This window comes from Streptomyces sp. NBC_00576 (genome assembly GCF_036345175.1).
Lineage (GTDB): Bacteria > Actinomycetota > Actinomycetes > Streptomycetales > Streptomycetaceae > Streptomyces.
Genome location: NZ_CP107780.1, coordinates 1 through 22,815 on the forward strand (window position 1 = coordinate 1; position 22,815 = coordinate 22,815).

Sequence of the window (22,815 nt, forward strand, 5' to 3'; positions counted from 1 at the left end):
TACCACATCGCTGCGCGATGTGCAAGCGAACACCCCCGCTGCGCGGTGTTGCGCTCCGCTCCGCGGGAGCGTTGGCGGGACGCTGCGCGTCCCGCTCACCCGCCTTGCTGCGCAAGGCGGGTGACGCTCCGTCCGCTGTGCTCCCGGAGCTGCGGGGGTACGTCCCCGCTTGGTGGCCTCCGCTGCGCTTCAGCCACCCTGTGGCGCTGCGCGCCAACACGGCCAGCCCCGCTGTGCGGGATCGGCCAATGGGCCTACGGCCCGGGCGGCAAGGAGGGGTGGGTTGCCTCTTACTCGGGCTGAGTGACTGCCAGGGCCCAGCGGATGTTCTCGTCTGAAGCGTCGACTCCTATGGTGAAGGATCCTGCCTGTACGACGCCTGCATTCATGGTCACCGAACCCCTCCCCGCAGTGCCGGCGGGGCAGTCCACCGTGAACTCGGCCACTCGTCTCTGCTGTGACTCCATCGTCACCCCCACACTGCCCCCGCCTTCGCATGCCACGGTGAGCACGGTCGGCAGTCCCTCCCATGCCCCGCCGGATGCGACTCCCCCATCACCGGTCATCTCTTCAACCCACACCAGCCCTTCCGGTCCCGGGTGAGGGAGAAGACCATCGGCCGCCATGGTGGGCGTAGCCACTACGCCCACCATGGCTAAGGCCGCCAGCATCGCCGCAGTGGCGGTCTTCCTCGCGCTCATTACGCCTGCCTCTCCTGATTGCCTGTCATGACATGGTCATTCTGATACGGGGGCGGGCCTTCGTGCATGAGTATGCGAACTCACGACAACGGCAGCCACCCCGTGACGTTCTCAGGCACTGCGTGGTGTGGAGCAGCTGCCCTTCGCGATGTAGTGCGGATGTTGACCGACTGCTGCCTCTTGAATTGATGCAGCATGTAGGATTGGAAAAATTATGGCACACCTTCTCCTAGGTTCTTGTTGATTGGCGGGGCACCTTGGTCGGGCAGGTTGTATCGGCGGAGATCTCACGTCACAACTGGGACGGAATGGAGTGTGGCTGCATGCGGGCCGCCGGTCACGTCCCCCGAGATTTCCTTGCCTCGTTGAGCGGGGCGCCACCTGAGCGAGTAGGGGAAAGGTGGGCGGACAATCACGTGTACATCCAGTCCAACCTGATGGCACCGGCCGTGGCCACCGCCTCCATGGTGTCTGCCGCTCTGGCTGACCCGCTGGTGCCGCTCGTCTGGAGGCGCAGCCTCATCCAGGTCTTGTGCGCGCTGTGTTACGGCGAGCAGGACGACATCGCGGAGGCCTGCCGGAGGGCCGTCCGCGGGCGCGTGTGGGTGTTGTACGAGGAGATCGGCTCGGGGCGTGCACTAGACGCGGCCGCGTACGCCTTCGAGCTTCTCACGGGCTTCCCGGAAGAGAGGGAAAGGCTCATCTGCTTCCAAGAGAGGTACCGCGCTCACCTACCGGCGGACCTCCGTGCAGAGAATTTCGACGTGAACAGCATCGACGGGTGACGGGACTCGGCATGAGGGCGATTACGCTCAGGGAACACCAGGTCGACCAGAAGTCGAAATTCCGTAAGTGGGTAGGATTTCCTGCAAGATCGTCTGTGCCCCCTCAGGGAGCACGGGGCACGATCGTGTCCGCGACCGGATCGGGCAAGACGATCACCGCCGCCTCGTGCGCGCTGGAGTGCTTTCCCTGCGGGCGCATCCTCGTGACCGTGCCGACTCTGGACCTGCTCGTGCAGACCGCCCAGGCGTGGCGCCTGGTGGGCCACCGCTCCCCCATGGTCGCGGTGTGCTCGCTCGAGAACGACCCGGTGCTGAACGAGCTGGGGGTGCGCACCACCACCAACCCGATCCAACTCGCCCTGTGGGCAGGGACGGGGCCCGTGGTCGTGTTCGCCACGTACGCCTCTCTCGTGGACCGCGAGGATCCCGAGGATGTGACGGGCCGGGCCAAGGTACGCGGGCCGCTGGAGGCCGCCCTGGCGGGCGGAGAGCGCCTGTACGGACAGCAAATGGACGGTTTTTGGCTCGCCATCGTGGACGAAGCCCACTCAACCGCTGGCGATCTTGGCAGGCCATGGGCCGCGATCCACGACAACACCCGCATCCCCGCCGACTTCCGGCTCTACCTCACCGCCACCCCACGCATCCTCGCCTCACCCCGACCACAGAAAGGCGCGGACGGCCAGGAGCTGGAGATCGCGAGCATGACCGACGACCCGGACGGCACGTACGGGTCTTGGCTCGCCGAGCTCGGGCTCTCGGAAGCAATCGAACGCGAAATCCTCGCCGGGTTCGAGATCGACGTCCTGGAGATCCGCGACCCCTCCCCCGCCCTCGGGGAATCAGAGGAGGCACAGCGAGGCCGGCGCCTGGCACTACTGCAGACCGCCCTCCTGGAGCACGCCGCAAGGTGGAACCTGCGCACCGTCATGACCTTCCATCAGAAAGTGGAGGAGGCGGCGGCGTTCGCGGAGAAGCTGCCGGAGACGGTCGCAGAGTTGTACGTCACGGACGCCGATGACGAGACCATGGTGAAGGCGGAGAGGGAACTGCCCGCGTCGTCGATCGACGCGGAGTTCTACGGCCTGGAGGCCGGCCGCCACGTCCCGCCGGACCGGGTGTGGTCGGCGTGGCTGTGCGGCGACCACACGGTGGCCGAACGGCGGGAGGCGCTGCGGCAGTTCGCCAACGGCATCGACGCCAACAACCGGCGCGTACACCGCGCGTTCCTCGCCTCCGTGCGGGTCCTCGGAGAAGGCGTCGACATCACCGGCGAACGCGGAGTCGAGGCCATCTGCTTCGCCGACACCCGCGGCTCCCAAGTCGAGATCGTCCAGAACATCGGCCGCGCGCTCCGCTTGAACCGCGATGGCTCCACCAAGGTGGCCAGGATCATCGTGCCGATCTTCCTGGAGCCGAACGAGGACCCCACCGACATGGTCGCCAGCGCCAGTTTCCGCCCCCTTGTCGCGATCCTCCAAGGGCTCCGCAGTCATGATGACCGACTCGTTGAGCAGCTCGCCTCCCGCGCCCTCAGCCGGGTCAGGGAGCAGCACAAGGCCCACGTGCAGCGGGATGAGGAAGGCCGGATCGTCGGCGCCGGCGGGGAGGGTGACGGCGAGGACCAGGCGCACCACGACACCCAGGCCGCCGCCGAATCGGCCCTGCTCCACTTCAGCGCTCCCCGGGACGCGGCGACCATCGCCGCGTTCCTGCGCACCCGCGTCTACCGGCCGGACAGCCTCGTCTGGTTGGAGGGATACCAGGCCCTCATCCGCTGGCGGGCAGAGAACGAGATCACCGGGCTCTACGCCGTTCCCTACGACGTAGAGGTCGAAGTCGGGGTCACGAAGGCATTTCCGCTTGGGCGATGGGTCCATCAACAGCGGAAATCCCTGAGGGCCGGGGAGCTGGAGCCGCGGCGCAAGGAGCTCCTGGACGCCCCGGAGGCCGGGATGGTGTGGGAGCCGGGCGAGGAAGCGTGGGAGTTCAAAATCTCCGCGCTGCGGTCCTACCGGCGGGCCACCGGGCACCTTGCTCCGCGTCAGGACCAGGTGTGGGACGAGGGCGACGCGATGGTGCCCATCGGGCAGCATGCCGCCAACCTCCGGCGCAAGGGCGGCCTCGGGAAGGACCCGGAGCGGGCGGCAGAACGCGCACAGCAGCTGACGGCGATCGACCCCGACTGGGACTGCCCGTGGCCGCTCGACTGGCAACGCCACTACCGCGTCCTCTCCGACCTGGTCGACGCCGACGGCGCCCTGCCCGAAATCCAGCCCGGCGTGCTGATGGACGGCGATGACATCGGTCGGTGGCTCCAGCGGCAGTCCCAGCCGGGTACTTGGGCGCAGCTGTCGACCGAGCAGCAGAAGCGGCTGACCAAGCTGGGCGTACAGCCCGTCCAGGCGCCGTCTCCGGTCCCTGCGGCTACGCGGGCGACGAAGGGTCCGGGCAAGGCGCAGCAGGCGTTCCAGTGCGGCCTGGCAGCCCTCGCGCAGTGGGTCGAGAGGGAAGGCGCCCACCGGCCTGTACCCCGCGGCCACGCTGAAGAGATCGCCGTCGACGGCGAGACAGAGCCGATAGTGATCAAGCTAGGTGTATGGACATCGAATGTCCGTTCTAGGCGGGACAGGCTCACCCAGGAGCAGCTCGACGCACTGCGGGAACTGGGCATGGAGTGGGCATAGGGCCAGACCGTCATAGATCAGCTGGGACCTCTGTCTTTCGGCTCTATGCTGACTGCTCCGGACGCCGAGAACTGGGGGGACAGTCGTGCGAGTGACACTACGGATCCATGACGACAGCGTTGAGGAGGAAACCCGCTCGCTGCACGACTGGTTTGAGGCGGACCGTGCTCTCCGCCGTAGCTCACAGATTGAGATGCTCTCGTCCGAGAATCCTGTCGCTGGCGCGCAGGGAACGGTCCTCGATCTGGTTTCGCTCGTGCTCGGTAGCGGCTTTAGTGCGGCTTCGCTTGGAATATCGGTCGCCTCGTGGCGCTCTACCCGACCGCAGCGGCCAACCGTGACGCTAGAGCGTCCGGACGGCCGCACGGTAACGATCAGCGGTGCGTCAGCGAGCGAGACGCAGCGCATGGTGGAACAACTGCTCAGCGAGGACTGAAACTGAAGCATGGGCGCGCTTCCTGTTCCTCAGCAGTCCAGTGCACTGTTCATCGGTGTAGATGAGTTCACATCGCTCGAGATCCTGCCAGCTGTGAAGCGAAACCTGTCCACGTTGGTGGATCTATTCGCCGACGACGTATGGGGCTTGGGATCTCCTCGTTGTGAGCAGTTACTCAATCCGTCCTCGATGAGGGAGGTAGATGAAGCAATCTTTCGTTCAGCACGGTTAGCCTCGGACACCTTTCTGCTGTACTACGCAGGGCATGGCTTGCTCGATCTAAAGGGTCGTCTGCACCTGGCGATGTCTGACAGTGATCCGCGGGCTGTTCATTCCACAGCCTTTCCGTACGACTGGGTACGCATGGGACTGGCGGCTAGTCCCGCCCAGCGCTGCATCGTTGTTCTTGACTGCTGCTTCAGTGCGCGAGCCATGGGAGTGCAGTCCGCCGGCTCTGCGAGCATGGTGCAACTAGCCGAGGCCGAGGGAACCTACGTGCTTGCGGCCGCAGCTGAAAATGCGTTCGCTCTGGCTCCTCCAGGTGAGGCGTATACGGCTTTCACTAGTGCTTTGGTGCGTGTGTTGACGGACGGCATCGCTGATGCACCCGAACTGCTCGACGTGGATACTGTTTTCCGGGGCATGCAGTCAATTCTCCGACGTCAGGGACATCCTGAACCACAGTCGCTGAGCCGGAACCAGGTTGGGCGGACCGCCTTCGCTCGAAATGCCGCTTACACATTAGATGACACAAATTCACTCCAAGACGCCATCCAGGCTCTCCACCAGGCGAACTCTCTGGCCGATACTCTGCAAGCTGTCCCTGACGGCATAGTCACCGGCCTGGGGTACGAGCGGGCGTCCGTCAACCTTGTCCGCCCGGACGGCGACCTCGTCGTCGCAGCGTATGCAGGAAACACCGCTGTCGAGGCTGACATCAACGGCCGTGTCGGCTCACGCGACATCTGGGAAAATCTACTCGCCGCCGGAGAAGCGTGGGGGGATCTACGTTTCGTATCCCACGCCGAAATCGAGGCCCTTTGCGCCATCCCTCACTGGTCGATCGAGGGCCCCTTGCCTCGCTACGAAGGAGAGTGGCACCCTGCCGACCGGCTCTTCGCTCCTATGTACGTACCCAGCGTCAAGGGTGGCTCGTCCGCTGAATTGCTCGGTGTGATCTGCGTGGACCGACCGCGCAACAACCGCTTGCCGGGTCTCGAGCAGCGCAAGACCCTGCAGTCGTACGCCTTCCAAGCCGCCATCGCCATCCACAGCAGTCGACTCAGGGCTAACATGCAACGCGCCCTTATCCGGCTGGAACGCGAGCAACAGGCAATCCGTGCCAGCGAGGAATCATTCCGGCAGGCTTTCGAGTATGCCCCCTCAGGCATGGCCATCGCCGAGATGGGCGGCGACCAGCACGGTCATATTCTCCGGACGAACGACGCCTTGTGCCGGCTGCTGGGCCGCCCCGCCTCCGCGATGCGCCGCTACTCCTTCTCCGACCTCGTCCATCCTGAGGACATAGGCACCATGCTGCGCACCTCCGCCGAGGGCGGCCGCGCTGAGCTGCGCCTCGGACGCCGCGACGGCACCTATATATGGGTTTCCCTTCGCAACTCCGTCATTGCCGACGCCGCCGACGGCCCGCGCTTCCTTCTCACCCACGTCGAGGACATCGAGGAGCGCAAGCGCCGCGAACTCCAACTCGCCCACCGCGCCTCCCACGACTCCCTCACTGATCTGGCGAACTCCGTCGAGCTGCGCTCCCGCCTCTCCTCCCGTCTCTGTCAGCCCTCGCAGCCGAGAATCCCTGACTCCCCGAACCTCGCTGGCCCCCCTTACAACGACCACACCTGGAATTCCCCTTCGGACAGCGCCAACATGTTCGACGCCTCCCGACACCACGTGCACGTCATCGCCCCCGAGAGCGACAGCGCTAAGGGGCTCGCGGTCCTCTTCTGCGACCTCGACGGCTTCAAGTCGATCAACGACCGCTTCGGGCACAACGCGGGTGACACCGTGTTGGTTGAAGTCGCCCGCCGGCTCAGCCAGGGAGTATGGGACGGCGATACCGTAGCCCGGCTCCGCGGCGACCAGTTCGTTATCCTCGCCGATCAGCGCAGCAAGGCTGAGGCTGACGGCCTCACCCAGCGGCTGCGGAACGACATCATTCAACCGATCCGGATCGACGGCCGCGCCATGCGAGTTGGAGTCAATATCTCCATCAGCTGGGCCCAATGCGGCAGAACAGCAGAGGAGACGCTGCACGCTGCAGACCTGCAGATGGACAACGCCAAGCGTTCACGGCACACAAAAAGAGGGACAACCTAGTAGGACTCCGTTAGGTTGCTCTGGCTCTTGGGTTTGGGCTGGTGGTGGATGTTCTGGGCAGGGGGCGGTGGCAGGTGGTGCAGGTGCCGGTCCAGCAGTTCAGCAGGTCCTGGATGGCGTCGAGGGTCTGGTAGAGGGTGAGTCCGCTGTATCGGCTTTTGGGGCCAGGTGCTGTTCGGTGAGGAACGCGTGTGCGGCGGTGACCAGGGTGACGTGGTGATGCCAGCCGGTCCAGGAACGTCCCTCGAAGTGGTCCAGGCCGAGGCCGTGCTTGAGCTCCCGGTAGTCATGCTCGATGCGCCAGCGGATCTTGGCCAGGCGGACCAGTTCGGCCGGCGCGGTGGTGGCGGGCAGGTTGGACAGCCAGTAGCCGGTGGGTGCTTCGGCGTCCTCGGGCCATTCGACCAGCAGCGTCACCTCGGGCAGGACGCCGTCCCAGCGGCTGTGCTCTGCAGTGGCGGCGGCCTGGGCCAGACGGCGGGCCCGGACCCCTGCCGGCCGCACCCGCAGTGCCAGAAAGCGCGAGCGCATCGGCCCGCGTGAGCCTTCACGCCAGGTCACCTCGGTGAACGCCTGCCGCCCATGGCAGGCCGCCAGCGCGGCCACCGAGGACGGCTTGTCGCGGTAGCGGGCCTGCGGCCGTTCCCGGACCAGGCCGGGGCGGTGGGCCGCACGTCGTGCGGGTGGACCGTCACGTCCGAACGGACCGCCACGACATAGCCGATGCCCCTGCCGTTCAGGCCGTCGCGGAAGTCGGCGTTCTGCCCGTAGCCGGCGTCGGCCACCACCACCGGCGGCACCAGCCCCCACCCGGCCAGCTCGTCGAGGATGTCCAGGGCCAGGCGCCATTTCTCCCGGTGCCCGGCCTCCTGCGGTATCCCGGTCTTCTGCCGCCGCACGGCATCGTCCGCCCACTCCTGCGGCACGAACAACCGCCACTGCAGCGGACAGGAAGCGGTGTCGGAGACCGCGTGCACGCTTACCGCGACCTGGCAGTTGGCCTGTTTGCCCAGCGCCCCGCAACTGGTGCGCGACCGCCACCGACATCTTCCCGTCCTTGGGGAACGACACGTCATCGACCGCCCAGGCATCCGGGCCAATTCTCGGCACCATCCGCTCCGCAATCCGCCGCCTAACCGGCACCGGATCCCAGGTCGACTGGTTCACGAACTGCTGCAGGTTCTGCTCGTTGCCGTCCGGCAGCCGCTGGGCCATCGGCTGGATCGACTTCCGCCGTCCGTCCAGCATCAGTCCCCGCAGATAGCAGTCGCCCTTCGCCCGCTGATCCTTGCGCGGCACCGACGAGAACACGTCAGCCACGAATAACGCCAACGTCGCCCGAGCACGGTTCACTTCATGTGCGTCCACACTGCCAACATGCCCCCAAACAGGACCGCGAGACAGACCTAACGGAGTCCTACTAGGACAGGGACGCTCAACGATCGAGTGCGGGAAGGTCGGCCAGGCCGGTGTCGAGCATGATGCGGTCGATGGTCTCCTTCAGGGTGCTGTCGTCGCCGATGACGGTCTCGGTGCCTCCGGACAGGAGATCGAGCTCCCGGTACCAGTCCCGCAGCTGCGGCTCGCTGACCTCGTTCGCGATCGGTTTGGCGGCGTGGCGGGCGAGGGTCTGCTCGAACGGTACGTGCAGGTAGTAGAGGTGGGTTGGGCCACGGTGATCAGCGAACAGTCGGGCGAGCATGTCGCCATAGTGGTCGGCGTACAGAATCCCTTCGACCACTACGTGGTATCCGGCGTCCAAGGCGTAGCGGGCGATCAGGCCGATCAGGCCGATGTTCGCGGCGCCCGGCCGATCCCGCTCACGCAGGACGATCCGGCGCAGGTTGTCCTGGCCGACAACAGCCAGGCCGCGGCCGAAGCGGTCGCGGATGCCGGCTGCGACGGACGACTTCCCCGACGCGCTGTTGCCGCGCAGCACGACCAACCGGGTTTCTTCGGTGCCCACCGTCACGACGGTCACGCTACCGGCGGCGAGTCGCCATCCTCGCGATCGGCACCCGACGGCAGCAGCTTGGTCACCCGGTGACAGCCATGATCATTACCGCTGCGCAACGTGAGCAGGGACAGTCGTCCCATCCTTGCTGACACCCATTCAATGCCATCACCGCACCCATTCACAGCCGTCGACGGCGAGACAGAGCCGATAGTGATCAAGCTAGGCGTATGGACATCGAATGTCCGTTCTAGGCGGGACAGGCTCACCCAGGAGCAGCTCGACGCACTGCGGGAACTGGGCATGGAGTGGGCGTGACACCGGCCGCGGTTGGTCGTTGAACCGGGCGGTCAAGCGAAGTGCACTGAGTGGCCCCGGGCGTTATCGCCCGGGGCTTCGTGCTGTCACGGCAGTTCCGTGTCGAAGAACTTGATCACTGAGGTGACCAGCATGAGGGCGTACACCGTGTTGATACGCGAGTACTGGGTCCGAGAGACGCCGTGTGCGCTGGGATGGCGACCGAAGGTACGCGGGATGGGGTCGCCGTTCTTGGCGTGGTACTTGGCGTGCGCGTACCAGACCGGGGCGAAGGTACAGGCGACCTTGAACTTGTGGTCCTCAAACTTGAACTTGACGCCCGTGGTCTTGAAGTCGTTCTTCGTGAGCTCGATGCGGAAGTCTTTGTCGAAATGGCGCTGGAGAAGGGAGTCGAGCAGGTTGGCGGCCAATGCCTGAGCCGCGCTGGTGTGGCCGGCTCGTAGGGCATGGACGACATCGAGGGCGAAGTCGCGGGCATCCTGCACGTCCGGGTGCGTGACCTCTTCGAGCACCGCCTCGCAGTCGTTGACGATGCCCGTCCAGCGTCGGCCGATGATTCGGCGCCGGGCGGCCGCATCCGGCGCATCCAGCAGGGCACGCACCGTCTGAGGCCTGGGCACCCACATAAGGGGGATGCCCTCTTCAACCAGGAGCTCTTCCAGGTCATCCAGATCGGGCCTGACCTCGCGCAAGTTCTCCGGGTAGAGCCTGTCGATGACGTCACCGAGGGAGGCGAAGACACTGTGCCACTGGGGTGGCCGGTAGGTCGCGGCCAGCGGCTCCAACGCCTTCCGGACCATGTCGTTGAAGCCCGTCAGGTCCGCCATCTGCCTGCCGAGGTTCTCCGTGAAGGCGGTCATCCGGATCAGCGAAGAATCAACCACGATCCGAGGAAGAACCGGGCGCATCCTCAGCGCAGGGGAATCAGCGATCATCTTGCTGATCCACGCGTTTTGGCTCTGAAAATAGCCGTGCAACGGCTTGAGCGCCGACGCATAAAAGCGCGAAAGATCAACCAGCTCCGCCTGGCCCGCGTCCTCGGGCTCGTCAGGCTCCTGGTCCTCCGCCTGATCCATGTCCTCGGGCTCGTCAGGCTCCTTATTTTCAGCCATGGCTACATGATCCCACGCTTCCATGCGCGCTCATCAGGCATTTTTGCCGTCCCCGGCTATGTCAGCCCCGCGTGGAGCGGTCGGTGACTACCGCCGACGCGGGATGGTGACCCGGACCTCCGCCAGGACGACGCCGGTCACCAGGTCGCGGTGCACGGGGACATACAAGCCCCAGTCCGCGTCACCGGCCGTGAGCCAGCCTCCGGCCCACGGGTCCGGGGTGGTCGACAACTCACGGCCACCGAGCGGGCCGCCCACGAGTCGGACGATCACAGCGGTACTCCCATCCGGCGGGATCCTCCCGCCTTCACCCCTTAGCGGGACTCGGCAGCAAAAGGACAGCACCGGAGCGCACGGTGGAAAGGATCGGCTGTGACCTGGACGCCGCCGGAACCCATGCTGACCATTCCCGTGTCCGTGCCCGAGCTGCGGCCTGGCTGGGCGGCAGAGCCCAAGTTATGGACAGGGTTTGGAGTTGTCCGTTGTCCACGCTCCCCGGTCACGTCCTACCGGTCGGCCACGGAGTGGTCGGTTGTGGTTGCGGTCCAGGAGGCGAGGAGGCGCAGGGCGTCGTGGGAGAGGGTGTCGGGTTCGGCGGTCCAGACGACGAGTTGCTGTTCGGGGTCGCCGGCGCAGGTCAGGGCATCCCAGTCGAGGGTGAGGTCGCCCGCGATCGGGTGGCGCAGCGATTTGCTTCCCCTGGTGCGGCTGGCGATGTGGTGGTCGCCCCACCAGCGGCGGAAGTCGTCGTCCGCCAGGGACAGTTCACCGACGAGATGCGCCATGCGCTGGTCCTGGGGATTGCGTCCGGCTTCCCTGCGGAGCATGGCCACGCAGGCAGGGCTTGATCAAGTTCCGGGAGTGTCGGGGTTGTTGGTGATGCCCAGGATGGCGAGTGCTCGTTCGGGTTCGTGGCGGATGGCGCGGGTGGTCTTGGCGATGTTGTCGGCTCCGAGGAGCTTCAGGGTGCCGATGGCGAGGTTGCGGAAGGTAGCCATGGCGCGGGGCGCGTTGCCGGCGTGGACGGTCGAGGCGTCCTCGGCGAAGGTGACATCTCGGATGTAGTGGGAGGAATTTTCGATTCCCCAGTGTTCGCGAATGGCGGCGGCGAGGTCGGCGGGGCTGGTCTGGTGGATGTCCAGGCTGGTGACGGCGTAGACGCTCTCGCGGCTCTCGGGCTTGCCGGTGGGCTTGCGGCGACGGTGGACGCGAATGGCGAGGCGGACGTGCGGGAAGCGATCCCGCCGAGGCTGTCGGCGATGGAACAGGTCTTGATCGACCGGGACTCGCGCCGTCCGTGGGCGGTGCGGGAGGCCGTGTGCTGGACGGTGATCGATGTCCAGGGCAGGGCGGCGAGCTGGGCGTACGCGGTGGGCTGGTTGGTCTTGATGACCGCGATGTAGTGGGCCTTCTTCGTCTCGACCAGCCAGGTGATGTTGGCCTTCACCGAGTGCAGGGCATCGAAGGTGACCACAGCGTCAGCGAGGTGGAGCGGTGCCAGCAGGGGCTTGAAGTGCCGCGTCTCGTTGGTCTTCGCGCCGACCTCGACCTGTGCGAGTGTGGCGACGGGGTGGTGCGTGACCGCCGCGAGCAGGTGCCGGCGCGGCGCATCGAGGCGGGCCGAGCCCTTCAGCGCCTTGCCGTCCACGGCGATGACCCGCCGCCGTCGGGCCGTCGGCGTATCCGCGCACGCGGACTTGCGGTGCTGGTCAGCGAGGTAGGCGCCCACGGCCTAGTCCAAGGCGTCACCGTCGAGCGCCATGAGGACGCGTCCGATGGTGACCGGCTTCGGGCTGCGCCGCCAGCCGAGCAGGTGACGGCGGATCCCGAGGGTTGCCAGCAGGGTGTTCGTGGCCCGCTCGGCGAACTCGGCGATCTCGTCAAGACTCTTCGCGCCGGACACGGCCGCGCAGGCACACACCAGCAGGACCGACACCAGTGAGTACCAGCGGCCCGGCGTGAACGCGGATCGGGCACCGATGCGAGGTAGGGGCGCAGGTCCGCATCCAGCGGACCCAGCACGGCAGGGACAGGGGAAGATGCAACGGCAGGCACGGGGCGTCCTCGTGATCATCTGGCTTAGAGGTCCTAACAAAGGCGTTGGACGTGGCGGTGGGTGATCAGGCAGGTGGCGAGGCCGAGGAACGCTTCGTGGATGTCGTCGCGTCGCTCCCATCGGATGCGCAGGCGGCGGAAGCCGTGCAGCCAGGCGATGGTGCGCTCGACCACGTAACGGAATACCCCGAGGCCGGAGCCGTGTGGCTGGCCTCGTTCGGCGATGACCGGGCGGATGCCGCGAGCCCAGAGCAGGCGGCGGTACTTGTCGTGGTCGTAGCCGCGGTCCGCGAGGAGCGCGTCAGGCCGGCGTCTGGGCCTGCCGACGAGTCCGGCCACGGCCGGAACCTTGTCCAGCAGGGGCAGGAGTTGGGTGACGTCGTTGCGGTTGCCGCCGGTCAGCGACACCGCGAGCGGGATGCCCTGGCCGTCGGTGAGGACGTGGTGCTTGCTGCCCGGCCGTGCGCGGTCGACCGGGCTGGGCCCGCTTTTGGGCCGCGCCGAGCGGCCCGTACGTGGGAGGAGTCGATCACCGCCCGCGACCAGTCCAGCTTCCCCGCGGTCCGCAGCTTCTTTAGCAGCACCAGGTGCAGTTCGTCCCACACTCCGGCCTCGTTCCACGCGGCCAGGCGCCGCCAGCACGTCATGCCGGAACCGAAGCCCAGCTCCTGGGGCAGGTACTCCCACTGGATGCCGGTATGCAGCACGAACAGGATCCCGCACATCGCCTGCCGGTCCGGGACCCGCGGGCGGCCCTCCACCAGCTTCGGACCCGGCCCGGGCAGTAACGGCTCGATGAGCGACCACAGTTCATCCGACACGATCCAAGGCCGCGACTGTCGTTTCCCCACGACCAGACCAACGAGCACCCAGACCGAAAGTCACATGATCAACAACTTCTGTTAGGACCTCTTAGTCACCACAATGATCACGAACCCCCGTGCCTGCACTGCTACCCGCCTCTACCGGCCCTGATCGTCAACCATCAGTGCATCCGGGGAACTTGACGGAGCCCTGGGCGCGGCGTCGCTGTTCCTACAGGGCATCTGCCCGGCGAGGACGTCACGGTTGCTGTTCCGGCCAGCAGGTCTGGCACGGGTGCTGCTGATGAACCAGGCCAAGCGGTTCGGGCATCGCGAGAGGATCAACACCCGCCAGGGCGGCAACCGCCCCAGCAGCCACGTCACCACCAGTGTGGCCGTCTTGAGGCGTCGGCAATCCCCGGGTCTCGGGAGAGCCGTGACGCCGCGCAACCCCAGCAGTCGGCGGCCCTGCAGTCCGGGCCGCCTCGCAGTCAGGAGCGCCCCACCCGGGACGCGTCCTCGAAGGCGAGTCGAATGGTGTCGGAGGAGATGGCCGGTGAGGCCTCGCCCGGCGGCAGCGCGGGCGCCAGCGCGCGGAAGACCGCGTCGACCGCGGCGGGCCCGTACTCCCAGATGTGCTCCGTCGCCCGCAGCAGCGCGCCGCCGCGGGCCAGCGGTTCCACGGCGAAGAAGGCGTCGGCGTCCCGGAGGCGGTCGATGCCGCCCAGCACCTCCACGACGCCCGGGGAGCAGACCGTGATCCACGCGTATCCGCGCAGCACCGAGTCCAGTTCCGCGAAGGTGTCGTCCTGGAAGAGACCGAGTGTGGCTTCCAGGGCGGTGCGGCCGGTGGTGAGTTCCGCGTCGTCCGCGACTCCGCCGAAGAGCACCGTCTCGTGGGCGTGCGCCTGTGACCTGAGGAACGCGATCCAGCGGGACTGAGCCTCGGCTCTGGTACCGGGATCGCCGAACTCCTCGGTGGTGCGGTCCGCGACGAGCGCGATCCAGTCCGGGGCGTCCCTCTCCCGTACGACGGAGACGTCCAGCCAGGGTTCACCCGGAAATCCGTCGGGTCCCACCACGGCCAGCTGCACCTTGGCCTCGGGCGGCATTTTCTCGACGTCCCGGAGGAAGGTCCGCCAATTCTTCGGCGACCAATAGGTCTCGACCTGACGCCCGGAGGCCCGGGTGACGAGCAGTGAGGCCCAGAAACTCCCGGGAGGTCCGTACGTGCTGTTTCCCCCGATAATGGTCGAGGCGCGGGCGGAGAGGTCCAGGTCGTACCCGAACTCCTCGCCCAGCGCCCCGGCGAGTTCGGCCAGGGCCGCGGTGAACCATGCCTCGGCCACCTCGCGATAGGCGGAGCCGTCCTCGGGGCAGGGCAGATCGATCTCAGCACGCAGACTCGAGTTCAGCCCGATCTCGCGCTCCACCGCCATGTCCCGCCCCTTCGCTCCTCCGGACGCACACCGGACCCCACTGACGTCAACCGCAGGCTACTGCACCACGATCGGCGGCCTGAGCAGCCGATCGTGGTGCGGGGCCGTCAAGCCGGGCTCAGGAACAGCGCGGTCAGGAAGGCCACCGTCGCGAGCGCCCCGCTGGTGCTGGTGTCCGGCGTCGTCACCGTCCCCCAGTCCCAGCCCCACTCGTTGTTGGTCTCCGCTCCCGGCAGCGGGGCGAGCTGCGTCGCGCCTGGTGCCGGCTGGTACGGATTCGCGGGCTGGGGCACCCTTTCCGGGACGGTCGTCGGATTCGGCTGCGGGAACGGCGACGGCGAGGGTTTGTCGATCTTCTTCACCTTCGTGTACGTGTACACCTCGATTCCCGCGGCTTTCGACGACGAGCGGACGGTGATGAGTTCATCGCCCTTGATGCTGGGAGCCGACTGCGCCAGCGGGAATGCGAAACCGGCGACGACCTGCCTCTTGTCCCCCTTCGCCCGCAGCTGTTTGGTCAGATACTTGATGTAGTTCTTGAGCTGCGCGGGCCCGGTGGATTCCGCCGACGGTCTCGACGACTTGTAGTTGGCCGATTGCTGGTGCTTGATCTCCCAGACGTAGACCTTCTTGTCCGTCCAGTAGATGAGGTCCGCGTACCCGGTCTTCTTCAGGGATTCTTTCTTGATGTTGATGCTGTTGTACGAGCCGTGCTTGATGGCATTCGCCTTGCGGCTCGTGGTCACGGCCCCGTGGCCGTTGCCGTGGGAGAGGTCGTAGAAGCGAACCGCCATGGCTCTCAGCATCACCGCCGCGTTGTGGCGGGAATTCCACAGCGTGCGCCAGAAGCTGCCGCCGAACAGGAGGTCGAAGAACAGTCCGGACGGGTCGCTGTACGCGATGGGGTTGTTGACGCTGTAGCTGTAGCCGTTGAGGCTCTGCGGCAGATACGGCGTCGCCAGTGGGTCGGGGGACAGGAAGCGGCCCAGACCCGGGTCGTAGAGCCTCGCCCCGAGGAGGGAGAGGCCGGTGGAGTCGTCCTCGGACTTGCCGAGGAAGCCCCGGTCGGTGGCCGAGGGCAGTGCGGTGGCGCCGCGCTGTTCGCCGAACGGCAGGTAACGCCGCCTGGTGACCGCGCCCGTCGCCTGCGCCACCATCAGCTGGGTGGAGCTCTGTGTGTCGGACATCAGCCAGATGAGCGTGCCGTTGGCGGTGCCGTCCGCCACGCGCACGGCCACCGCCGTCTTCTCCAGCGCGTAGTAGCGGCTGGCCTTGGTTCCGGCGGTGGTGGAATGCAGTTCCTGGCCGTCCAGGTACAGCACCTTCTCGTTCTTGGCGGTGCGCATGACGACGTTACCCTCGACGTCGTAGACGTACGTCGACACCTCGTCGCCGGTCTGCTTCTTCTGCGTGACCTTGGTCAGCCGTTGCTGCGGGTCCCAGTCCAGGGTGGAGCTCACTCCGCCGACGGTGCGCGTGGTCAGCTGGCCCTTGTCGTTGTAGCCGTAGATGTCCGTGCCCGACGGCGTGGTGACGGACGTGACCGCGTGCGGGTGCGCCTGGTCGGCCGTGTAGGTCGTCTCGTCGGCGCTGTAGCCCGGGTACTTGTAGTCCCTGACCGTCGTCTCCGTCGCCGTGGCCTTGGTGACGGACTGGATGTTGCCGAGCCGGTCGTAGGTGTACTGGTGCTGGTAGGCGTCGGGACCGGCGAAGTCCGACTGCGGTGTGGTGCCGCAGTTCGTGGCTGCCGTGGTCCAGGCCCCCTTCAGCCGCTGGAGGCCGTCGTAGGTGTAGCACTGCTGCTGGTTCGCGACGATCTCGCGCAGCGCGGTGACGGTTCCCGCGCTGTTGCGGGCGTAGGTGTCCTCCTGAACCTTGGTGGTGGTGCCCGAGGTGAGCGCGTTGGTGGTGACGTTCTTCAGCCAGCCGGTGCCGTTGGCGTCGTCGTAGGCGAAGGTGCGGGTCGCACTGGTGCCGGTGCCCGCTGTGCCGTACGAGCGGGAGATCGTACGGCCGAGGTCGTCGTACCCGACCCCGGACACATAGGTGGCCAGTGCGCTGGACAGCTTGGTCGGGTCGCCGTAGGCCGAGCGCTGGGTGGTGACGGACTCCGCGGGCAGTCCGCCGACCGCCGGGTAGTCGACCGAGGTCGTCTGGTCGTTGGCGTCGTAGTGGTAGCCGAAGGTGTAGCTGCCCTGGAAACCGCTGCCGTCGTTGGGGACGACCGTCGTCTTGGACGTGGCCCGGCCGCGCGCGTCATAGGCGCCCACCGTCGACACATAGCCGTAGCCGCCCGCGTACGAGGTGGTCGAGGCCAGCATTCCCTTGCCGTTGGTGGCGGTGTCCCACTTCCACTCGCTCAGCAACGTGGAACCCGAGGAGACCGACTTCTGGCGGTTCAACTGGTCATACGTGTGCGTGAGGACGGTGGTGCCGTCCGTGACGGTCTCGACGCTGCCGTTGGCGTCGTACGTGTTCGTGCTGACGCCACTGTCGAGATCCTCGGTCCTGAGACGATCTCCCGCCCAGTTGTAGGTGTAGTGGGTGGTGTTGCCCAACGCGTCGTGGACATACTTCAGACCACCGCTGCGCGTGTACTCGTACTCCGTGGTGTAGGACTCCGAGCCGTTGTGCTCGACCACCTTGACGGTCTGGCCGTCGACATCGGTATAGGTGTCCTTGGGCTCCCCCACCGGCGGGAAGACGGTAGTGAGGTCCGCGCCGCCGTAGCTGGTCACGGTCCTGTTCGCCGCCTGCGCGACGTTACCGACCAGGATCTGCGACAGCGTGGTGCGCCCGGCCCAGTCCACCTGCAGGTCGTTGTAGGCCGGGATGTCGGAGACGGCCGGATTGACCATGCCGGAGCCGGCCGCCTGGCTGTTGTAGAACTCCGCCGACGTGCCGGCGACATTGCCCGACGAGTCGTAGCGGGTCACGGTGACCGTGCGGCCCGTGCCCGACGGCGCGGGCATCTGTGTCTCCCGCGCCCGGCCGAGGCCGTCGACGTAGCCGACCGATTTCAGGAAGGTGGTGCCGGACTGGAGGATCTCGGTGGTCACCTTCGCCGGCGCGCCGGTCGCCACGTCGGGCACACCCGTGGAGGACGTGGCGACCGGGACCGCGTAGGAGAACTTCATCGACGGGGTGCCGTCGGGGTAGTTGGCGGACTCGGTCGGCTTGAAGACCTGGATGGTGCGGCCGAGCGCGTCGTAGACGACCCGGCTGATGTTGCCGTTGGCGTCGACGGTCTTCCACGGTTCCCCGAAGAACCGGGAGATGTACGTGGTCGAGGTGAGTGCCGTTCCCCCGCTCGGGGTCGGGGTCGTGGTGGTGATGCCGTTGATCGGCCAGGACGTGTTCGGGTTGTAGGTGGTGGTTGTCAGGTTCTGCTTGCCGTCCCAGGTCTTGGTCCGGCGCCCGGCGTCGTCGAAGTTGCCCTTGGTGGTGCGGTAGGTGGTGGCGTCGGTGTAGGTGCGGACCTCGGTGGCGTTGCCGTCGGTCAGCTTGGTGTCGTTCTCGGACTGGGTCGTGGCGCCGTCGAGGAGCGTGACGGTCCTCTGGTCCTGGTGCAGGGTGTCCTGCCCGGCCGCCTGGTCCTGGGCCTGGGTGGTGCAGGAGACGGAGTAGTGGCGTTCGTCGTCCTGGTACACCATCCACCGCTTGGTGCCGGTCGCGTCGAGCTGGTCGGTGTTGTAGGCCCGCCCGAACTCGGTGCACGTGTTGTCGGAGACGCCGGTCTCGCCCCAGTCGTCCACGCGCATCGGCAGGCCGAAGGTGGTGGAGGCCGTCTCACTGTCGTCGTACTCGTTCTCGACGATGTGCTCGCGCCAGGTCGACAGGTCCGTGTCGGTGGAGTCGTAGACCTTCTCCAGCGTGCGCGTCTTGCTCTCCCGCACCAAGCGGGCGTCCGGGAGGCCCGTGTACTGGGCGGTGTTGTGCATCCAGTACTCGTGCCACTCCCTCGCCTGCGACTTGTCCGCGCTGTCGCGCGTGGAGGTCTCCAGCGGCTTGCCCGCCAGCCACGCGGAGTCGGTCCACTGGGTGCCCTCGGAGTCGGTGACCTTCACCGTCCGGGTCTGCGAGGGGTCCGTCTTGGAGGTGCGGTCGCCGTCCAGGCCCCGGTACAGCCAGTTGTAGGTGGAGTGCCTGTTGGAGTTGGCGCCGGTGGTGACGAGCACCTTGCCGTAGCCGCGCCACTCCGACCAGGACTCGTCCTCGTCCTTGGCGATCGGGTCGGCCGTGAACCGCCAGCCCGGGGCGCCGTCGTACTCGTACGTCGTGGTCATCGCGGGATCGCCGTCCCCGAGATCGCCGGGGTCCACCACGATCTGCGTCACGACGAACTTCTTGAACCAGCCGGTCTGCTCGGTCGTCGTGCCCTCCGGCGTCCACTTCTGCCAGAAGCACTCGGAGTCGTTGGTCGACTGGGAGGGCAGGTCGGCGGCGTCGCACTGCCGGGAGACGTCACCGTCGGAGGCGTGCCCGTAGGTGACGGCCACACTGGAGCCCAGGTCGGTGAAGACCTTGTTGACCCGGCGGAAGTTCAGCAACGAGCCGCCGACCTGGTTGTCCAGGTACACACCGTTGAAGTTGATGGTCGGCAGGGTGACGTCGTCCCCCGCGTAGCCGCGACGCTGGATGTAGTCGAGCCAGAGCGTGCCGTCGATGGCCCCCTCGGGATTCATCAGCGCGTACTTCATCTGGTACTGCATGACCAGGTCCCAGCTCGCCGCGTCGTTGTCGCGGACGTACGTCTTGATGTCCCAGAGCATTCCGCGCTGGAAGAACGTGGGGTAGTAGGTCTTTCCCGCGCAGGACTCGCCGTCCTCCGGGCCGTCGCAGATGAGGTCGACCGGCACGTCCGGGTACGACGAGGGGGACCCGTCGATGGTCGGGCAGTCCGGTGGGGTGCTGTCCAGCGGGTCCTTTTCGTTCATCCGCTCGACACAGCGGTTGACGTGCTGGAACTCCACCTTGGCAGGAAGCTGGGCGCCCGCGGTCTGCGAGGACCAGCCGTACTCGATCCGGCTCAGGTACGCGCCCGCGTCGTAGGAGCGGGCCTTGTCGGCCGCGGCCACCGAACGGTAGTAGTTCTGCTCCTTGTCGTAGAAGTAGGAGTTCTCGACCTCGTTCGGTGTCACCACCCGGTCCAGGCTCCAACGCCAGGCCTGCTTGCAGGGGTTGGGGTACGAGCTGTTGCAGGGCTCGCCCGCGTCGTCACCGACGACGGGGACGGTCAGTACCGAGCTCGTCCTGGCGAGCGAGCGCTCGGAGCGGCCCCAGCCGAAGTAGTAGCGGGTGCCGTCCTGCTGGGTGATCACCCAGAACTCGTCGGTGTTGTCCGAGCCGTAGCCGCCGTTGAGCTTCTGCACCTTCCAGCCGGGATCGTCCTCCATGTGGAAGGAGCCGGTGCCGGTGTTGTCCTGGATGAGCTGCGTCGTCATCCCGTTGATGTTGATGACGTACACGGCGCCGTTCGGGTCCGCCGACGAGTTCGGCGAATCCCAGCACAGGTCGCCGAAGGCCGGGTGCCCGTCCTGGGTGCAGTTCTTGTAGCGGCGCTCGATGTAGCCGAGGTTCAGGTCCCAGCCCATCCCCACCCAAGAGGCCTGGTTGTTGGAGGCCGACGTACGGCCGTCCACCGACTGGGAGTTGTAGGTCAGCGCAAGGTCCGGGGCCTCACCCACCGGGGGTTCGGGCACCTCGATCGGCACCTGGTAGGTGAACGCGCCCGAGCCCATCGACACGTCCCACTTGCCCGTGGGCGACAGCGTGCTCGCCCGGTAGTCGCCCTTGTCGGACGATGAACCCGTGGTCAGCGCGTAGACGGAGGGCCCCGCGAGGGCCGCCATGCCGGAGTACGTCTCGGTCTGCGGCGTGGCCTCGACCGTCGCCGTCAGCTTCTGACCGTCCGTGTCGTTCTTCGCGGGTACGTAGCTGCCGCTTCGGCAGGCCTTCGCCTTCGGGTTGGTTGCCGCGCAGGCCGGCAGCCTGATCAGACGCAGCCGGGAGGCGAAGTCGCCGCCGTAGGCGTGGGCGAAGCCCGAGTAGTCGATGGAGAGTTCCACCGCCCCGGCCCCCCGCCCGCCGTCCCGGCGCGCGAGCCGCACCGCGAGTCCCAGACCGCCGGCGGCCTCGGCCTTCGCGCGCCCCAGCACCTCGACGTCGACCTTGGAGGGCGCGGGGCGCGCTGCCGCGCCCTTGGCCTTCGCGGAGTGCCGGGCCGTACGGACCGACACAACCGATCCCTTGGCCGCCTTGACCGGCGCGGATCCCAGCGCCACGGTGCCACGGCCCGCCTTGGGCCAGGTCACCTTCGCCGGTTTCGTCTGGGACGGCTCGGCCACCTGCGGCACCGGGCTGTCCATTTTTCCGCTCGGCACGCTCGGCTGGTCGCCACTCGGCAACGCCACCGCCGCCGTGGGCGCGAACGCCACGACCGACAAAAGCCCGGCCAGCAATGCCTTGCTGACCAGGGCAGCCACGCTTCGAGAACTCAGACGTCTCACGAAGCTCCCACCCCCCCCACGCGAAAGGAAGATCAATAAATGTTCGCCGAGGGTAGGAACTTCTCATCTGTCATGTCTAGTTCATCAAAAGGGACAAGTGTCATCTTATGGTCATCTCACGGCCAACTCACGCCCAACTCCCAGGCATTCTGCGGGTGTAACTGGTAGTCACACCCGCCTCTCTGTCAACATCCGTTCGACAGATATATGCTCGATCGGCCTCAGGGGGGTCTGGTGCGCTCAGCATCACGCCATGGTTCAAGCCGTCTCGCCGCGGCTCTCTTCTCGGTCTCGCTCGTCGCGGGCCTGCAACTCGGCCTGGCGGACAGCGCGTCCGCGGCCGTCACGGCGGGCCCGGTCTTCAACAAGCCGACCGGCACCGTGGCCGAGCAGCAGGCGATACGTACACAACTGCTCGACTACATCAACCAGTCACCGTCGGGCTCGTCCATCAAGGCCTCGGTCTACCACTTCTGGGACACGGAGCTGGCCCAGGCCATCGCGGACGCCCGCGCCCGCGGCGTCGACATCCAGCTGATGCTGGACGAGAGCGACGTCAGCGACAACGTCGACGACCCGACGTACCCGATCCTGACGGCCGCGCTCGGCACCGACCTCACGAAGAGCTCGTTCGTCGGACTGTGCCCCGTCAACAAGTCATGTCTGGGTGAGCCTTCACAGGGCGCCTCCATCAACCACAACAAGTTCTGGCTGTTCTCACAGCTCGACGGAGCGTACGACGTCGTGGTGCAGACCTCGTCGAACCTGACGCCGTCCAGCTACAGCCGGTTCTGGAACGACGCCTACGTCCTGCCGAACAACGTGACGATCTACACGGCGTACAGCAACTACTTCGGCAAACTCGTGGGCCAGGACTGGGCCAACTGGCAGTACAGCTCGACCACCAGCAGCCCCTACAAGGCCTACTTCTTCCCGCGTCCGGCGGACGATCCGTCACCGGGCGACACCATCACCGGCGTCCTCGACAACGTGACCTGCACCTACACCGAAAACGGCACCACCAAGCACACCAAGGTGCGGGTCGGGATGTTCAAGCTCACCCGGCTCCCGGTGGCGCAGAAGCTGGTCGCGCTCAAGACCGCCGGCTGCACGGTCGACATCGTCTATTCACAGACCGACAGCGGTTCCTCCAGCGGCACTTGGGAGACCCTGCACGCCTCGGGCGGCCCCACGCTGCGCTGCTACAACTGGGACGACGACAACGACCCGGCCACCGCCTCGCGCATCATCCACTCCAAGTACCTGCTGATCGAGGGCAAGTACGACGGCGCGACGGGGCAGAAGGTCCTGTGGACCGGCAGCCACAACTACACCGGCCCTGCCCTCACCAAGAACGACGAGGCGCTCCTCAAGGTCGACGTCGACGCCGACCACGACGCCTACGTCACGGACTTCAACGCGGTGAAGGCCGCCGCCGTGCCCGGCACCGCCGACAACACGAACGCCTGCAAGGGGATCATCAGCACGCCCGAGACCTGATCACAGGGTGGCCCGGTCAGGCCGCGATCAAAGTGCCGGACTGGGTGGCGCCGTCATCGGTGACTACGCTGAGCACGGGGGGCGTGCCTTCCCGACCCGCGCTGTGAACGCGGGCCTACTCGGAGACCTTCAAAGGATCATTCGGGAAGGTACGCCTTCACGTCCCCTCCCGGAACCGATCC

At 66.7% G+C, this 22,815-nt stretch carries 16 protein-coding genes and 5 pseudogenes; 6 read left to right on the forward strand and 15 right to left on the reverse strand.

The genetic code is table 11. The features are described 5' to 3' along the window. Nucleotides 1–290: 290 nt before the first annotated feature. Entirely contained in the window at nt 291–701 is a 411-nt protein-coding gene (locus OG734_RS00005; protein ID WP_330285381.1) for a hypothetical protein, read from the reverse strand. A 416-nt stretch (nt 702–1,117) separates the two neighbouring features. On the opposite strand from OG734_RS00005, the gene OG734_RS00010 reads away from it, so the two are divergent. From OG734_RS00010 to cdgB, 5 genes and pseudogenes are all read left to right on the forward strand, one after another. Further along, entirely contained in the window at nt 1,118–1,486 is a 369-nt protein-coding gene (locus tag OG734_RS00010; protein ID WP_330285382.1) for a hypothetical protein, read from the forward strand. Nucleotides 1,487–1,497: 11 nt separating this feature from the next. Continuing rightward, nucleotides 1,498–4,173 carry a DEAD/DEAH box helicase gene (locus OG734_RS00015; RefSeq protein ID WP_330285383.1) on the forward strand — a complete coding sequence of 892 codons (2,676 nt, stop codon included), beginning with the start codon at nt 1,498–1,500 and terminating at the stop codon, nt 4,171–4,173. A 91-nt stretch (nt 4,174–4,264) separates the two neighbouring features. Beyond that, nucleotides 4,265–4,609, forward strand: coding sequence for an effector-associated constant component EACC1 (locus OG734_RS00020; protein WP_330285384.1), 345 nt, complete (start codon nt 4,265–4,267; stop codon nt 4,607–4,609). Between the two features lie 9 nt (nt 4,610–4,618). Then, nucleotides 4,619–5,278 (forward strand): annotated as a pseudogene (locus OG734_RS00025) (caspase family protein); the annotation flags it as partial. Nucleotides 5,279–5,380: 102 nt separating this feature from the next. Then, nucleotides 5,381–6,943, forward strand: coding sequence for a diguanylate cyclase CdgB (cdgB, locus tag OG734_RS00030; protein WP_443065051.1), 1,563 nt, complete (start codon nt 5,381–5,383; stop codon nt 6,941–6,943). A 99-nt stretch (nt 6,944–7,042) separates the two neighbouring features. Here cdgB and OG734_RS47785 read toward each other — a convergent pair whose 3' ends face one another. The 14 genes and pseudogenes from OG734_RS47785 to OG734_RS00090 form a co-directional block, all read right to left on the reverse strand. Next, the gene (locus OG734_RS47785; RefSeq protein WP_443065052.1) at nt 7,043–7,549 is read right to left on the reverse strand and encodes a transposase; all 507 of its coding nucleotides are present in this window, start codon (nt 7,547–7,549) and stop codon (nt 7,043–7,045) included. Continuing rightward, complete coding sequence (locus tag OG734_RS47790; RefSeq protein ID WP_443064810.1) at nt 7,501–7,920, reverse strand: transposase; 420 nt, start codon at nt 7,918–7,920, stop codon at nt 7,501–7,503. Before OG734_RS47790 ends, OG734_RS47785 begins: the two co-directional genes overlap by 49 nt. 34 nt (nt 7,921–7,954) lie before the next feature. Continuing rightward, nucleotides 7,955–8,311: pseudogene (locus OG734_RS47795) on the reverse strand (transposase); the annotation flags it as partial. 67 nt (nt 8,312–8,378) lie between these two features. Then, nucleotides 8,379–8,924, reverse strand: coding sequence for an AAA family ATPase (locus OG734_RS00040; RefSeq protein WP_330285385.1), 546 nt, complete (start codon nt 8,922–8,924; stop codon nt 8,379–8,381). A 377-nt stretch (nt 8,925–9,301) separates the two neighbouring features. Further along, on the reverse strand, nt 9,302–10,327 hold the full coding sequence (locus OG734_RS00045; RefSeq protein ID WP_330285386.1) for a hypothetical protein: 1,026 nt from the start codon (nt 10,325–10,327) through the stop codon (nt 9,302–9,304). A gap of 87 nt (nt 10,328–10,414) precedes the next feature. Next, nucleotides 10,415–10,600: a hypothetical protein gene (locus OG734_RS00050; RefSeq protein ID WP_330285387.1), complete on the reverse strand. Its 186-nt coding sequence runs from the start codon at nt 10,598–10,600 to the stop codon at nt 10,415–10,417. A 233-nt stretch (nt 10,601–10,833) separates the two neighbouring features. Beyond that, complete coding sequence (locus tag OG734_RS00055; protein ID WP_330285388.1) at nt 10,834–11,154, reverse strand: MmyB family transcriptional regulator; 321 nt, start codon at nt 11,152–11,154, stop codon at nt 10,834–10,836. 21 nt (nt 11,155–11,175) lie between these two features. Beyond that, nucleotides 11,176–11,325 carry a hypothetical protein gene (locus OG734_RS00060; protein WP_330285389.1) on the reverse strand — a complete coding sequence of 50 codons (150 nt, stop codon included), beginning with the start codon at nt 11,323–11,325 and terminating at the stop codon, nt 11,176–11,178. A 30-nt stretch (nt 11,326–11,355) separates the two neighbouring features. Next, a pseudogene (locus tag OG734_RS00065) lies at nt 11,356–11,757 on the reverse strand (hypothetical protein); the annotation flags it as partial. Beyond that, nucleotides 11,640–12,056 (reverse strand): annotated as a pseudogene (locus OG734_RS00070) (transposase); the annotation flags it as partial. The pseudogenes OG734_RS00070 and OG734_RS00065, both read right to left, overlap by 118 nt. Nucleotides 12,057–12,059: 3 nt before the next feature. Beyond that, entirely contained in the window at nt 12,060–12,263 is a 204-nt protein-coding gene (locus OG734_RS00075; protein WP_330285390.1) for a transposase family protein, read from the reverse strand. A gap of 152 nt (nt 12,264–12,415) precedes the next feature. After that, nucleotides 12,416–13,251 (reverse strand): annotated as a pseudogene (locus OG734_RS00080) (IS5 family transposase). Between the two features lie 425 nt (nt 13,252–13,676). Further along, nucleotides 13,677–14,624, reverse strand: a complete 948-nt coding sequence (locus OG734_RS00085) for a hypothetical protein (protein ID WP_330285391.1) — start codon at nt 14,622–14,624, stop codon at nt 13,677–13,679. Nucleotides 14,625–14,731: 107 nt separating this feature from the next. Beyond that, nucleotides 14,732–21,109 carry an RHS repeat-associated core domain-containing protein gene (locus OG734_RS00090; protein ID WP_330285392.1) on the reverse strand — a complete coding sequence of 2,126 codons (6,378 nt, stop codon included), beginning with the start codon at nt 21,107–21,109 and terminating at the stop codon, nt 14,732–14,734. Nucleotides 21,110–21,367: 258 nt separating this feature from the next. Between OG734_RS00090 and OG734_RS00095 the strand changes: the two genes are divergently transcribed. Next, the gene (locus tag OG734_RS00095; RefSeq protein WP_330285393.1) at nt 21,368–22,633 is read left to right on the forward strand and encodes a phospholipase D-like domain-containing protein; all 1,266 of its coding nucleotides are present in this window, start codon (nt 21,368–21,370) and stop codon (nt 22,631–22,633) included. Nucleotides 22,634–22,815: the final 182 nt, after the last annotated feature.

What these genes read in the sequence shown, in the direction of transcription:
- OG734_RS00005 (WP_330285381.1), bottom strand. Translation starts at nt 701, where the DNA reads ATGAGCGCGAGGAAGACCGCCACTGCGGCGATGCTGGCGGCCTTAGCC.
- OG734_RS00015 (WP_330285383.1), top strand. Translation starts at nt 1,498, where the DNA reads ATGAGGGCGATTACGCTCAGGGAACACCAGGTCGACCAGAAGTCGAAA.
- OG734_RS00045 (WP_330285386.1), bottom strand. Translation starts at nt 10,327, where the DNA reads ATGGCTGAAAATAAGGAGCCTGACGAGCCCGAGGACATGGATCAGGCG.
- OG734_RS00055 (WP_330285388.1), bottom strand. Translation starts at nt 11,154, where the DNA reads ATGCTCCGCAGGGAAGCCGGACGCAATCCCCAGGACCAGCGCATGGCG.
- OG734_RS00060 (WP_330285389.1), bottom strand. Translation starts at nt 11,325, where the DNA reads ATGGCTACCTTCCGCAACCTCGCCATCGGCACCCTGAAGCTCCTCGGA.
- OG734_RS00085 (WP_330285391.1), bottom strand. Translation starts at nt 14,624, where the DNA reads ATGGCGGTGGAGCGCGAGATCGGGCTGAACTCGAGTCTGCGTGCTGAG.